At 61.1% G+C, this 13,006-nt stretch carries 14 protein-coding genes and 2 pseudogenes; 9 read left to right on the top strand and 7 right to left on the bottom strand.

What is annotated here, in order from left to right; translation table 11 throughout:
* Positions 1 to 761: 761 nt before the first annotated feature.
* Positions 762 to 1,451, bottom strand: coding sequence for a P63C domain-containing protein (locus tag IVA96_RS35820; protein WP_247418314.1), 690 nt, complete (start codon positions 1,449 to 1,451; stop codon positions 762 to 764).
* A 407-nt stretch (positions 1,452 to 1,858) separates the two neighbouring features.
* The gene (locus IVA96_RS16820) at positions 1,859 to 2,032 is read right to left on the bottom strand and encodes a hypothetical protein (RefSeq protein ID WP_247418318.1); all 174 of its coding nucleotides are present in this window, start codon (positions 2,030 to 2,032) and stop codon (positions 1,859 to 1,861) included.
* Here IVA96_RS16820 and IVA96_RS16815 point away from each other — a divergent pair.
* The 3 genes and pseudogenes from IVA96_RS16815 to IVA96_RS16805 all read left to right on the top strand — a co-directional run.
* Positions 1,995 to 2,194: pseudogene (locus IVA96_RS16815) on the top strand (erythromycin esterase family protein); the annotation flags it as partial. The gene IVA96_RS16820 and the pseudogene IVA96_RS16815 sit on opposite strands and share 38 nt — an antisense overlap.
* 174 nt (positions 2,195 to 2,368) lie before the next feature.
* Positions 2,369 to 3,763: an alpha-amylase family protein gene (locus tag IVA96_RS16810; protein WP_247418316.1), complete on the top strand. Its 1,395-nt coding sequence runs from the start codon at positions 2,369 to 2,371 to the stop codon at positions 3,761 to 3,763.
* 17 nt (positions 3,764 to 3,780) lie between these two features.
* Entirely contained in the window at positions 3,781 to 4,020 is a 240-nt protein-coding gene (locus tag IVA96_RS16805) for an alpha-glucosidase C-terminal domain-containing protein (RefSeq protein WP_247418313.1), read from the top strand.
* 105 nt (positions 4,021 to 4,125) lie between these two features.
* On the opposite strand, the gene IVA96_RS16800 is transcribed toward IVA96_RS16805, so the two are convergent.
* From IVA96_RS16800 to IVA96_RS35600, 4 genes and pseudogenes are all read right to left on the bottom strand, one after another.
* Positions 4,126 to 4,524, bottom strand: a complete 399-nt coding sequence (locus IVA96_RS16800) for a low affinity iron permease family protein (protein ID WP_247418312.1) — start codon at positions 4,522 to 4,524, stop codon at positions 4,126 to 4,128.
* Between the two features lie 238 nt (positions 4,525 to 4,762).
* Positions 4,763 to 4,949: pseudogene (locus IVA96_RS16795) on the bottom strand (DUF3606 domain-containing protein).
* Between the two features lie 66 nt (positions 4,950 to 5,015).
* Complete coding sequence (locus IVA96_RS16790) at positions 5,016 to 6,065, bottom strand: glycosyltransferase family 4 protein (RefSeq protein WP_247280272.1); 1,050 nt, start codon at positions 6,063 to 6,065, stop codon at positions 5,016 to 5,018.
* Positions 6,066 to 6,079: 14 nt separating this feature from the next.
* Positions 6,080 to 6,208 (bottom strand): hypothetical protein, encoded by a 129-nt coding sequence (locus tag IVA96_RS35600; RefSeq protein WP_256464978.1) that lies wholly within the window; start codon positions 6,206 to 6,208, stop codon positions 6,080 to 6,082.
* 114 nt (positions 6,209 to 6,322) lie between these two features.
* Here IVA96_RS35600 and ligD point away from each other — a divergent pair, with 114 nt between their 5' ends.
* The 5 genes from ligD to IVA96_RS16765 all read left to right on the top strand — a co-directional run bounded on the left by ligD (position 6,323) and on the right by IVA96_RS16765 (position 11,251).
* Positions 6,323 to 8,140: a DNA ligase D gene (gene ligD / locus IVA96_RS16785; protein ID WP_247418311.1), complete on the top strand. Its 1,818-nt coding sequence runs from the start codon at positions 6,323 to 6,325 to the stop codon at positions 8,138 to 8,140.
* A 5-nt stretch (positions 8,141 to 8,145) separates the two neighbouring features.
* Positions 8,146 to 8,643: a hypothetical protein gene (locus tag IVA96_RS16780; protein ID WP_247418310.1), complete on the top strand. Its 498-nt coding sequence runs from the start codon at positions 8,146 to 8,148 to the stop codon at positions 8,641 to 8,643.
* 5 nt (positions 8,644 to 8,648) lie between these two features.
* Entirely contained in the window at positions 8,649 to 9,392 is a 744-nt protein-coding gene (locus IVA96_RS16775) for a PIN domain-containing protein (RefSeq protein WP_247418309.1), read from the top strand.
* A gap of 266 nt (positions 9,393 to 9,658) precedes the next feature.
* Complete coding sequence (locus IVA96_RS16770) at positions 9,659 to 10,018, top strand: cupin domain-containing protein (protein ID WP_247418299.1); 360 nt, start codon at positions 9,659 to 9,661, stop codon at positions 10,016 to 10,018.
* A 171-nt stretch (positions 10,019 to 10,189) separates the two neighbouring features.
* Positions 10,190 to 11,251 (top strand): transposase, encoded by a 1,062-nt coding sequence (locus IVA96_RS16765; RefSeq protein WP_247418297.1) that lies wholly within the window; start codon positions 10,190 to 10,192, stop codon positions 11,249 to 11,251.
* Positions 11,252 to 11,259: 8 nt separating this feature from the next.
* Here IVA96_RS16765 and IVA96_RS16760 read toward each other — a convergent pair whose 3' ends face one another.
* Positions 11,260 to 11,409, bottom strand: a complete 150-nt coding sequence (locus tag IVA96_RS16760; RefSeq protein ID WP_247280266.1) for a hypothetical protein — start codon at positions 11,407 to 11,409, stop codon at positions 11,260 to 11,262.
* A gap of 1,200 nt (positions 11,410 to 12,609) precedes the next feature.
* Between IVA96_RS16760 and IVA96_RS16755 the strand changes: the two genes are divergently transcribed.
* A partial coding sequence (locus IVA96_RS16755; RefSeq protein WP_247418287.1) for a hypothetical protein occupies positions 12,610 to 13,006 on the top strand: 397 nt, incomplete at its 3' end.

Below are 13,006 nucleotides of genomic sequence, written 5' to 3'. Positions count from 1 at the left end.
TCGATCTTGAACTCGCGACTGAACTTCCGTCTCTTCATCGCCCACCTCCGGCTTCATGAAACACCTAATCCTGGTGTCCATCAAACCGGCAGCAGCTCACACGGAGGTCGCTACGCTCGATCTAAATCGACAAGATATGGACCAAGTCTTCGGTCTGAGCTTGGATAGCTCCGTTTCCATAGATGACAATCTCGGCTTCGTCAGCTCTGCGAACTGTCAACTTGGCCGTCGAGGAGCAAAGTGGAAGGCCGTTCGATGTAATCGTGGTCAAGTCATCACGAACCCAGTCCTCTTTGCACAACTCGAGCGCTTCCCGGAAGTTCTCGAGAAAACAGTCATTGACACTCACTTTCATCAGCGCAGCCGCGGTTCGCAATCCGTTCTCGGTCACCGACTTGTTCTCACTCGTTGCCCGGCGCTGGCCTGTTTTAACCCCTAGTGGCCTGATTTGAATTTCGCAGTGGCCTGTTTTGTTCTATGCGACTTTTGACGTGTATCTTCCAGCGGAACATCCGGGGCGGCATGTACATTAATGGATTGGGAAAGGATGGACCAATTCGGGAGGTTGGCCATGGGCATCGAGCGTATGCGACCGCCGAAGTACTGGCGAATGCGAGCGGAGGAGTTTCGTACCAAGGCTGATAACTGCGAGTTTCCAGAGACGAGGGAGAGCCTCCGTAAGGTCGCCAAGACTTACGAAGTCCTCGCTAGCCGCGCCGAGAAAATCCGACCCGTGCAGGACGTAGCAGAGTAGGGCCGCCTCAGTTGGCGGCCTCTTTCTTATCTAAATCAGGTTCCTCAAACGGAAGCTGCAACGTGTCACCCCGACGCGGCAATACCTGATCCACCATGTGCAGGAATCGCTGCCAACCGAAACCGTTCGCAATGGCGAGCCGCTGAAACATCATCAAACTGTGCAGGTGCTGCGCCAGCATGGGGTCGCCAACATCCTCCGTAAGCCATTGATGCATTTTATTCGGGCGATGTCCTTTTTCATTGTTCGGAGTCTTGACGCGCAATTCCCTCAGTAGCCCCGGGGCTAGGCGCTCGAAAAGATTGTTTGTGTAATGTCCAACAACGCTATAGCGGTTTTTAGACATGCCGGGCCACTTCCAGCCCTTTAGTTTGTAAATGTTCTCGTAGAAATCATCCGGGAACTTCTTCACCCATGCGGCAAGCTCTTTTCGGACAATGATTGCCAAGTATTCTTGCAGAGCATTTTGCGGGCGAACTTTCTCGTAGCCAGTTGCCTCATCGATCAGCGCAACGACCGCAGTATGCGCGAGGGCGCGGGTAAGAATTTCCGCCTTTTGAGCTTTAGCGAGTTGCTGCTTTTGCAGGGCTCCCGCCTCTCTCGCACGCAGCCAGGTGTCGCAGACTGCGACCAGGCACCCCCGCCCGCAGCGGCCAAGCGTCGGCTGACGCCTAGGTCGACCAGGCTCGATGGGCACTCAGGCAGTCGGCTTCAGAAGCTGCGAGATCGCCGTAACCAGTTGCGACGGCGCGAACGGCTTTCCGATGAGGATGCTGTTCGGCACGCCTTAGGACTTCCACTGCTCGGCGTGTCCGCCGATCATGTAGATCACCGGAAAATCGGGATCGATCTCGCGGATCCTTCGGGCGAGGAGCCGGCCGTCCAGCCCCGGCGCCGATGCCGACGTCCGTCAGCACTGCACGATATCTGGAGCGGTCGTCGCGAAACCGAGAAAGCGCCTCTTGCCCCGAGTGCGTGACGTCCGCCTTCGAACGCGCCATCCGATAGAGCTCCCTGCACAGGTTGCTGGATCGTGGATTCGTCCTCGACACCAGAATGGAATGGCATCGGTCACGCACGGCTCCGAAAACAACCCGAAATGGACTATTCGCCGGCGGCCTCGGGCGCGTCGTCACTGGTAGCGTCTCGAGGTCGTTCGGCCTGCTCCTTCAGGTCGGCCGCCTTCCCGACCACTCCGGCCGTGACCCCCAGATCAGCGACCGCGTTCGAAAACCTGAGCAGGGTCGTCGAGCCGCGCCTGGAGCCTTTCATCGGCATCACCTATCGCCCGCACAGCGAGCTGCAAAGCCATCACGCGGAAGCGTCATTACCCTAGCAATTCGATGTGTTTCGTGGCTGGACGGAACGCACGCGGTCAGGCCGCTGGGACCGGAGCATCGCCGCGCCGGGGTTCCGGACACCTATCCATTCGGGCTGTGAAGCGGCCGCCCACAGGAGTTCAGGAACGGTGATGCAATGCCATCCGTGCGAAGCAAAAGTGCAGTTCATGTTGCGGCGAGCGACGCGCGAACGATCCTCGCCGGGAACAAGCGGCAATCATGCCGGTTGTGATCCGCGGGCGTCAGCTTACTCCCTGACGCCTTTTTGCATAAGGTGCCGCCGCAGCTGTGGACGGGAAGATTTTTCGATCTCTGGTACAAAAATGCCGTCATCTACAGCCTGAACGTCGCCACCTACAAGGACGGCAACGGCGACGGCATCGGCGACTTCGCAGGGCTGATCGAGCAATTGGATCATATCGCCCAGCTGGGGGTAACTTGCCTGTGGCTGCTTCCGTTCTATCCCAGCCCGGGGCTGGATCACGGCTACGACGTCACTGATTACTACAATGTGGCGCCGGCCCTCGGCACGCTTGGTGACTTCGTCGAGTTCAGCCATCAGGCGAGACTCCGCGGATTGCGGCTGATCGTCGACTTGCCGATCAACCATACGTCGGAGCAGCACCCGTGGTTTCAGCAGGCGCGAGCCGGCCCTGCGTCGCCCTATCGCAAATACTATGTATGGGCGAACACGGAGCCGGAGAACAGCGCAGACGGGATTGTGTTCCCTGGCTTTCAATCCAGTGTCTGGACCTACGACCTGCGCGCCCGAGCCTGGTACTATCATCGCTTCTATCAATATCAGCCCGACCTCGACATCACCTGCCCCGCCGTTCGCGAGGAAATCTTCAAGATTCTCGGCTTCTGGCTGGAGCTCGGTGTATCCGGTTTCCGGATCGATGCGGCCCCGTTCGTCGTCGAAGAGGTCCGTCCGAACCGATCGCCGAAACGTCACTACGAGTTCTTTGGCGAAATGCGCGACTTCCTGTCGTGGCGCAAGGGCGACTCGGTGCTGCTGGCGGAAGCCAACGTGCGCGCCTCCGAACTCCCGAGATATTTCGGCGACGGCTCGCGCATCCACATGCTGTTCGCCTTCCTGGTCAATCAGCACCTGTTTCTGTCGCTTGCGGAAGAGCGAGCCGAGCCGCTGCGGCAATGTCTGACCACACTTCCGAAGCTGCCGCAGTCCGCCCAGTGGGCCCAGTTTCTGCGCAACCATGATGAGTTGGACCTGAGCCGCCTGCCACCCGAGCAGCGCGATCAAGTGTATGCGGCGTTTGCGCCAGAACCGAAAATGCAACTGTACGGACGCGGCATTCGCCGCCGCCTCGCGGGCATGCAGGGCAATGATCGCCGGCGGATCGAGCTGGCATTCAGCCTCCTGTTCAGTCTTCCGGGCACGCCGGTCATCTATTACGGCGATGAATTGGGAATGGGGGACGATCTCAGCCTGCCCGAACGGTGGCCGGTTCGAACGTGCATGCAATGGACCGACGATCCCAACGGCGGATTCTCGACGGCACCGAACGACCGTTTGCTGCACTCGGCGATCACCGATGGCGAGTTCGGTTCGAACAAGTCAACGCCGCCGCGCAGCAGCGCGATCCGAATTCACTGTTCAACTGGCTGCGTCGGCTCACCGAGATGCGGAAAACTTGCCCGGAGATAGGTTGGGGCGATTGCAACTTGCCGCAAGCCGCCTCCTCGTCAGTCCTGGTGCAGCATTATATGCTGGAAGGAAAATCCGTGCTTGTCCTGCGCAACCTTGGGCCGGGCGAATGCACGACGGTACTTCACGAGCTTTCGGGCGGCCACAAGCTGATCGATCTTTTCGGAAATCGAGTCTACCCCGCGAAAGGCACCCCTGCCGGCGAGATCGAACTCGACGGCTATGGCTATCGTTGGTTTCGGATCGACTCTGGCTGATGCGATCGCGTCCTTAATCCATCGTCGGGCTACCGGGCATAAAGATGCGGATCTGAGCCCGGCAGTCGCGGTGAGCCGAGCGCTTCGCCGCGCGTGACTCTGCGCTCACCCTCTTGGGGCCGCGACAACCTTAGCCCTCGCCTCGCATCGCGTCCGCAAGTCCTCCAGTTCGTCGGCGGAGAGATGCTCAATACCGACGAAGGAATTCTGGGCGGTACCGGTCCGGATGAGTTCGTCCAGCTTCACCTGTATGGCTGCGCTGTCCCGGTTCTGCGAGTTTTGGATCAGGAACACCATCAGAAACGTTACGATAGTCGTGCTGGTGTTGATGACGAGCTGCCAGGTGTCGGAGAACCGGAAGAGAGGTCCGGTAACCGCCCAGATGACGATGGCCGCGCAAGCCAGGACAAACGTGGATGCGCGTCCAGCCGCCTGCGAGGCTGTATTGGCAATCGAGGCGAAGAACCGCGGATGTCGCTCGGGTCCGTGCTGGCTTTGCCGCATGCTGTACACCTTTCTGTTTTCCTAGACGCCCCTCGATTCGGGCAGGCGTACCGATAAACGTGCAGTCCCGCCGCGGTTGCAGCCTAAACGCGTCGTTTGGTATCGGAAGGATTCTGCTAGGCGCATGGCCCCGGCGGCGTAGAGTTGACGTACTGAGCGGCATCAGTGCGTGTCCTGGAATGACAAACCCTGCAGCGGCCGATTGCCGCCGGGCCGGTTACGTTGGGAGCCGGATCGGTCAACGACCGAGCCGCCCCTGGACCTTCTTGGGGCTGCTGCCGAACTTCTTCACCGCCTTCTTCACTGCCGCCTTCGAGCGCCCAATTTTTCGCGGCTTCGTAGCGGACTTCGTCGTCCTGTCCGCCCGCCACGCGGGCGCGATCCTGGTTGCGGCCCGGCTCGTCTGCTTCTTCGCTTTTTGGCATCAGTAGAGTCCTCTTGCTTCGCCAGCGCAGGAAGAAATGCCGCGGTTCCGATGTCAGGAGTGTCGATCACGGCCAGCAGTTGGCGTCTGCACTCGCCTGGAGCAGTTTGCGGTAGTGACCTTCGTACGCGCGGGCCATCCGCTCCGCCGTGAAGCGCTCCTCGAAGCGGGCCCGAACCGTGCGGCGGTCAATTCTGTCCAGGTGATTCAGGGCCCGGACCGCCTCCTCCTCGCTCTCCACGATAAAGCCGGTGACCCCGTGCTCGACCACCTCGGGCACCGAACCCGCCCGGTAGGCGATCACGGGCGTGCCGCAGGCCATCGCCTCGATCATCACGAGACCGAACGGCTCCGGCCATTTGATCGGAAACAGCAAGGCCGCCGCTTCGGCCAGAAACGGCTGTTTCCCCCGCTCGTCGACCTCGCCGACGAGATCGACGTTTCCGCCGTCGATCTCCGGCTCGAGATGCTTCTTGAAATAGCCCCTTTCTCCTCTCGGAACCTTCGCCGCGATCCGCAGCGGCATTCCGACCGCACGCGCGATGCGAATGGCATCGTCGGGCCCCTTGTCGGGCGTGAGGCGTCCAAGAAAGGCCAGGTAGGAGCCGGGTTCATACGAGGCGCGAAACAGATCGGCCGGCAAGCCGTGATGCACGGTGCCGCACCAATTCGCGGTGGCGAGCGGAGCCCGCTGGCTGTCGGAGATCGAGACGAAGCATGCGGCCCGAAACTGCCGAACCACCTCGTCTATACAGGGGATGTCGAGCCGCCCGTGTAGGGTGGTCAGAAACGGCGTTCCGGATCGCGCCAGCACGGGCAAGTGAGCCCAGTCGAGATGAGCATGGATGATGTCGAATTCTCGGGCGCGACCGGCGACCGCCTCTAGCAACATCGCGCAGACCGCGTTCGGGTCGGGATGTGGGCGGCCTAGGCGCAGGGCGCGGGGCCAGACCGCATGCAGCTGTCCGCGCGTCCTCGAGTCGCCGCTGGCGAACAGCGTCACGTCATGGCCGAGTTCGACAAGTTCGTCCACCAGCCAGGCGACGACGCGTTCGGTCCCGCCGTAGAGCTTGGGAGGGACACTCTCGGCAAGCGGCGCGAGTTGGGCGATCCGCATCGACCGGGCCGCCATCAGCCTTCGGAGGTGCGTGAGGTGCCGCACACCAGCAGGATGCCCAAGAGAACCGCGAACAAGAACCATCCCGCCGAGATTTCGGCATTCCCGTGCGAATGCTGACGTGGCGCGAACACGGCTGTCATGACTGTCTCGCAGAACAATCGCGACCAACGGCGGCCGTCAAGGTTCGTTCCCTTCGCGTCGGCACTTGCCCCGGCTCTGGAGGGAACGAATTCTCAGGCCGGTGTTGAATCGGCATGTGTGCTGTGGCGTTGCGTCAGTCTCGTTCGGGAGTATCGCGTGTCCATGGCGCCGTCAAAGCTGCTATTCCTGGTTTCGTCGAGCCGTGTGATCCCACGTTGCGCGAGAGGCCGCCGCGCGGCGAAGACTGGGTCTACGAAATCAAGGCCGACGGCTACCGCGCGCAGCTGCACCTGCGAGATGGGGACGCCAAGGTCTATTCACGCACAGGCCTGGACTGGACCGAACAATTCTCCTCGATCGCCGCGAGCGCCGACCTGATCAAGGCAAACAGTGCGATCATCGACGGCGAGGCCGTGGTGTACGGCAGTGGCGGCCTGCCGGACTTCCAGCAGCTCAGGCGGGAGCTCGGCACCAAGCGCAGCGAGCGTGTGCGCTACCACGCGTTCGATCTCCTGTACCTCGGCGGCTATGACTTGCGTGCCGTCGCGTATGAGGATCGCAAGCGCCTGCTGCAGGGCCTTCTGAAGGACGCGCCAAAAACCTTCATCTATGTCGAGGCGCTTGCGGCCGACGGCAACGTGATCTTCGACAAGGGGTGCAAGCTGGGGCTGGAAGGCTTGGTCGCCAAGCGGCTGGGCGAGCCGTACCGCTCGGGCAGGCAGGAGAGCTGGATCAAGCTCAAGTGCAAGAAGAGCGAGACCTTTCCGATCGTCGCCTTCGTGGAGAAGCTTGGGGCGCGCCCGCGCAAAGTCGCGTCTCTCTACATCGGCCGGCAAGATCACGGCAAGCTGCTCTACGCCGGCAAGGTGCGTACCGGTTACACCGAGACGACGGCGCGCGAATTGCGCGAGCGCCTGGATCCGTTGATCCGCAAGACTTCTCCGCTCGATCTGGCGGTCAAAAAGCCGAAGGCGACTTGGGTCGAGCCGACCGTTGAGATCGAGGTCCAATATGGCGCGCTGACAGATGATGGCCTGCTCCGCGAAGCCGTGTTCAAGGGCTTTCGCGATGATCTTGCGGTGCGCAAGGTCAAGGCGCCGCGGCTGGTACCGTCCGTCGCCGGCCGACCAAAACTGGGCGTCCCCCGAGAGAACATCCTGCAGCTTCTGCCCGAAGCAGTTGCTCCGTCGAAAGAAGAACTCGCAGACTATTGGACCAGGGTCTGGAAGAAGGCGCTGCCGCACCTCGGGCATCGTCCGCTGAAGCTCGTGCGTCACGTGCACGGCACGACCTTCTATCACAAGGGGCCGCTGCCGAAGGACATTCCGGCGGCCGTGCATCAGCTTCGTATTCAGAAACGCGAGGGCGGCCAGGGAACGCGCCTGTGGATCGACAGCCTGGATGGTTTCCTTGGGCTCGTCGAGATCGGCGCCGTCGAGTTGCACCCGTGGAATGCGACCGTCGAGGACTTCGAACATGCCGACCGCCTCGTGATCGATCTCGATCCCGGCGAGGGCGTCGACTGGGATGCCGTGGTGGAGACCGCGCTCGATCTGCGCGCGCTGATGAAACGAGAGGGTTTCGAGACCTGGCCAAAGCTCACCGGCGGCAAAGGAATTCATCTGATGGCGCCACTGGATCAGCCGGTGCTGCACGACAAGGCGCATCGGGTCGCGCATCAGCTGGTCTCCGCGCTCGCAGCGCGCCATCCAGATCGCTACCTCCTGTCTGCCCAGGCAAAGCGTCGCGATCGCATCTTCCTGGACTATCTGCGCAATGGCCGCGGCACCACCGCCATCGGCACCTATTCCCCGAGAGCCCGAGAGGGATTTCCGATCGCAGCGCCCGTGACCTGGAAGCGCATCGAGAGCGGGATCGCGCCGGACGCCTTCACCATCGACAGTCCATTCCGCGCCAACTCGAGGAGGTGACCGATATGTCGGACGCATTCGATCAATGGGTGGAATGGCGCTGCAAGCCTCTGGGCGACAGGCGCAGCATTCCTGCCGATCTCTACGGCGCGGTGATGTCACTGCCTGAAACCGATCGATCGGACCGGCAGAGGGTGAACGAGGCGGTTCGCCGCCATGACACGGCTCGCCGCGAGGGCAGGACCATATGGCTCTACCTTGATGACTACGAGAACGGCGAGTCGCGCACGATGGGCGATCCCGAATGGGTGAAGGTATTTGCATCGGGGCGTGCGGCCGACGCCTGGCTCCAGGACAACGATCCCCAAGGCGTTGCCTGGGAATATGAAGTGGAAGGCGGTCCAGTCGAGGGATCGGTGTGGCTCTGCTTGCCCGATCCGGCGTCCAGAGCGATCGGTGAGCCCGATTGGATCAAGCTCTTTGCCTCGAAAGAGCGCGCGCAAAAATGGCTTGAGGAGAACGAGCCAAAGCGCGACATTTGGCAGTACCCGGTCCAGGAGTGACGCGCATGAGTACGTTCGTTGACAGCTCGGTGTGGTTCGCTGCGGCCGCCAAGCGGGACGCCCAGAATGAGCGCGCCAAGTCGATCCTTCAGAGCATCGACCAATACCTCACGACGGACTTGGTGCTGGTCGAGACGTGCCAGCTTTTAAAAGCCCAATTTGGCCGCGGCGCGGCGGAAGTCTTCTGGGAGCGGCTGCGCGGCACCGGGGTTCGGATTGAACCCATCGTCCGCGCCGATCTGGACGCGGCTTCGGAGATAGGGGCGCGCTTCCCGAACGAGAGCTTTTCCTTCATCGACCGAACGAGTTTTGCCCTGATGGAGCGCATGGGGATCACGCGAGCAGCGACCTTCAACCCGGGCTTCCCAGCGTACCGACCCCACCGCGGTCGCAAGCGCCCCTTCCAGATCCTTAGCGACGGCCACAGCGAAGTCTTCGTGGCGCTCAGAGAAGCGCTGCTTGAACGCCGGCCCGTTCAGGTAAGCCGTGACGGCAAGTGCCAGACGGTCTGCCCTTACATTCTGGGCCACGCCACCGGCGAGGAGCGCGCATTCGTCCTCCTGGTGGATGGAAGTTCGCGCACGAAGCGTCCGGTCCAGGCCAAGTGGATCTGCCTTCGGCTGTCGAAGATCGAGGACGTTCGCTTTGCCGATGAGCCCTGGATCGAGCAAGACTACCCCGGTCCGGTGCAGCGATGTGTCGATCAGGTGCACTTGGAGGCGACGCGACTAGGACAGCCTCTGGCATAGCGTGGGCTAAGGTCTGTACTCACAAACGTCGGCTCCACATGCCAAAGCGGAAGTCACCCCGCTTGAGCGTGATCGGCGGCTCGTGACCCAAACCGGGCCACTACAGCAATCCGCCCTTGAAGCGAGTGGACGTGGAGCGCATGGGGAAGTGGATTGACCACCCATTTCTGCTCCGCAGCTTGCACAGCTTTGCGCGTGCGTATCAAATACCCCCTTTGAACAGGCGCCCTCGAGCGCCATTTCAGCGGGAGAATAGGACTCGTCTAGTGACTGCATTGATCTTCGCTCTCACCGTCTCCGCATCCGCACAGTCAAACCGCCAAGAGCTGAAGCGCGCCGATCTGACAGGCACCGATATGGAGATTATCGTCAGCGTGGTCGACGTGCCGCCGGGAAACGAGCTGCCTAGACATACTCACCATGGAGAAGAGGCCGTGTACGTTCTCGACGGCGCCACATTATCGCTTCCTGACGGCAAAGAAGTGTCGTTCCCCGCCGGCAGGGTCTCCATCAACAAACGGGATGTCCCTCACGCCGGGTTCAAGATCGCAGGGGACAAAACCCTCAAAATGCTGACTGTCCACATCGTCGACAAAGGCAAGCCGCTTGTCGAGCCGGCGCATTGACTGGCTCAATTCATGATGAGCAGGACGCCGCGCGGATGCGGTGTCCCGCTGTCCTGAAGGAATGAGTGATTTTGCCGCTTGCGCTGAGGCACATTACCGGTCCAGCTTCTAGTCCATCACCTCGGTCTGGCGCTTGGCGGTCGACCGGCAGCAGGCTTTGCAAAGCGGCTAATGCTGCCGGTGAGCAAAGATACGCTTCTTCGGGTAGTTCGGCGCCCTAGCCATCCCCCAGCTGGCCCGCTAAGGGTTATCGGCATTGATGACTGGGCTTGGCGGCGCAATCACCGATACGCGAGCATCATCTGCAACCTGGAAAGGCGCCGGGTGGTCACCCTGCTGCCGGATCGTGAACCAGCGACCGCTCAAGCCTGGGCTCATCCCACGTCGCAATCGTCGCCCGCGATCGTGGCGGGGGATATGGCGAAGCAGCAGCAAAGGCCCTGCCGCACGGTGCAGGTCGCCGATCGTTGGCATCTGATGGAGAACGCCAGTCGGGCTTTCCTCGATTCCGTGCGCAAGTCGATGCGCCAGATACGCATCGTCATCGGTGCGACCACGATCGGTCCCAAGCTGCTCACGGCCGCTGAGCGCCTCCAGTATGAGGGCTATCTGCGCCGCGAGGAGACCAACGCGGCTACCCTGACTCTGTCGAATAATGGCTACCTATCAAGCAGAGCGTGCGTCAAACCGGCCATAGCAGGAAGCTGGTGCGACAGGTGGTCCGCGGCGAACGTCACGACGACTTCCGAACCCGGAAAAGTTCGTTGGATATGCACTTGCCGTGGTTCGACGATCAATGGGCGTCCGGCTGCCGCAAATGGAGCTGAACTTTGGCGCCGCTTAGCAGCGCGTGGCTTCCGAGGCTCGCTCCGCGTCATCAGCGAATGGGCAACTCGCAGACGACAGGCTGAAAAGGCCGACGCGCGAAATCTTCAGAGGATTCCGTCTGCCAGGACGATCGCGCGGCTAATGACAATCGGCCGGGACTTGCTAACGAAAGCGGAGACCGTCACGGTAGCGGCAATCGAAGCCGGGGTACCAACCCTGGTCGAGGCACGCGAGATCATTGCCGAATTCCACCTGATGATCCGACGCAAGACCGAGGCGGGCCTCATCCCATGGATCGAGCGGGCCCACGCAAGTCTCGTCGCTTCGTTTGCTAATGGCGTCGCCAAGGATGAGCCGGCAGCGGTGACGCCGCTGCGGCGAACCGGTCGAAGACCGCCGCACTGATCCGAGTATCAAATATGCACCTCGTTCTCGGGTGACTCCCAGTTCGCCAGGAACGTCCCAGGAAAATGCGAGGTGCAGGCCATCACGTGAGTGATCGCATCCACGTCGTACTCGTCGCCGGAGCGGAAAGCCTCGAAGTAGGCGTTGACGCGATTCACGCGCTCTGGGTGGCGAAAGGGGCGGTGAGTGTCCCGACCGTCGCTGCCACCGCGAACACGCGACTAAAGCGCGAGGCGATTCGGATTGAATCGTCATCGCGCTTGAGATTGTTGCTTATGCGCGATCTTTCGGTAAACTGCTTCGCGCTTTTGCGGAGCATGCTGTAGCAGCGCGACTGCCCGATGATCCCAACGCAGCCGGCCGACGACAGCTTGCACCCAAGCTTTCTTCCCATCACGCACACCAGCCTACCGGCCTCACGGTGCAGCTCAGGCTGCAGCGAAGCTCTGGTTGTGCTGCTGACTCGGCTGAGCAATTCGTGCCTTCGCAGTCCCAGCGGACCGGCGCGCCAAATCGCCGTCTCGACTCTGTGGCGGTGGTTCCGCCTCGGCCGTCTCGTCTTTCGAGGGAGGGTTGTGGCCTGTTTCCGGGCTCAGTGGCCTAATTTGATTTGGGGGGTGGCCCAATTTGGCGCTTTCCTATAGCCAGGACCGGATTGTAGGCGTACAGGTATTGCATCACCGCGCGATCCCTTAATGGCAGCTATCGGTGACCGAGAGACATCACAGCGCTCCCGCCTTGGTTCGGAGCGAGAGCTATGTCCCTCCAGTCGGCGCGAGACCTGCCTTCTCCCACAGACAGTCAGATCAAGTGTGACCGCTGTGCAGTCAACCCCCCACTGCTGCAAAAACTCCTGAATCCCCGAACTGGCGGCACCGTGCGCATCTATAGATGCCAGTGTGGCCAGCAGATGTGGCGCGAGACCCAAGAGTAAGGCGCCTCAGTTGGCGGCCTCTAGCTCAATCTTCATTTCGACCGGGTCGCTATCCAGATCATAGACCTGAGAGACGTTCATTGCGAACGTTCGAAACCAGCGGACGCGTTGGGCGGCAGGCCAGTCACCGGATGTCGGTATCTTTTTCAACAGCGCGATAAGCAACGGATCGAGCCCAAGCTCGCCAAGCCCATCATCACCGCCGTTGCCGCCGCTACCATTTTTATTTTTGTTCTTTTCGTCCTGATTTTCTACGGGTCATTCGCGTCGAATTGGTCGCCTCATAGCTATATCTCAGATGTCGAGTGTCGGCCGAAATTGGCCGCCTAGGGAAGCATAGGCGGCTATCTCAGCCCCTACATCCTTCCCATTTTGATGTCCGGGGCGCCTCGCAAAACAAATCGCGACTGCGGGATGGTCATTCATGATGCATACCTTGGCGCTGATATTTATATCGCGGGCGCCCGCGCCAGGTTTAACAGTCTCTTGGCAAGAAGGGCCAACGCATGAAGATCAAGGACTTTTAACTGCGGAGCGACATTCAAGGGCAGCGCAGGTGGTGACGCTGCTTGCCGTTGGCATGGGAGCTGGAGCTTCCGAGAAGCGCATTAAAGCAACAACCGGTTCGCTTCGGGCGTCAGCACGTAACGCTCGCCTGTTTGTCATACCGCTTGCCATTCCGGCTCAGCAAAGTGGCTGCTCGCCACGGAAGCGACGGACGTTTCTGTCCGCCGCTCATCGCGTCGTGGCGCGGCTATTTCTGCACAGCGAATACCCAGACCACCCCGCCTTGCGGCACGTTGTTTTCAACCCCGACGTTC

Source organism: Bradyrhizobium sp. 159, from assembly GCF_023073795.1.
Taxonomy (GTDB): domain Bacteria; phylum Pseudomonadota; class Alphaproteobacteria; order Rhizobiales; family Xanthobacteraceae; genus Bradyrhizobium.
This window is presented reverse-complemented; position numbering and strand designations above follow the sequence as displayed.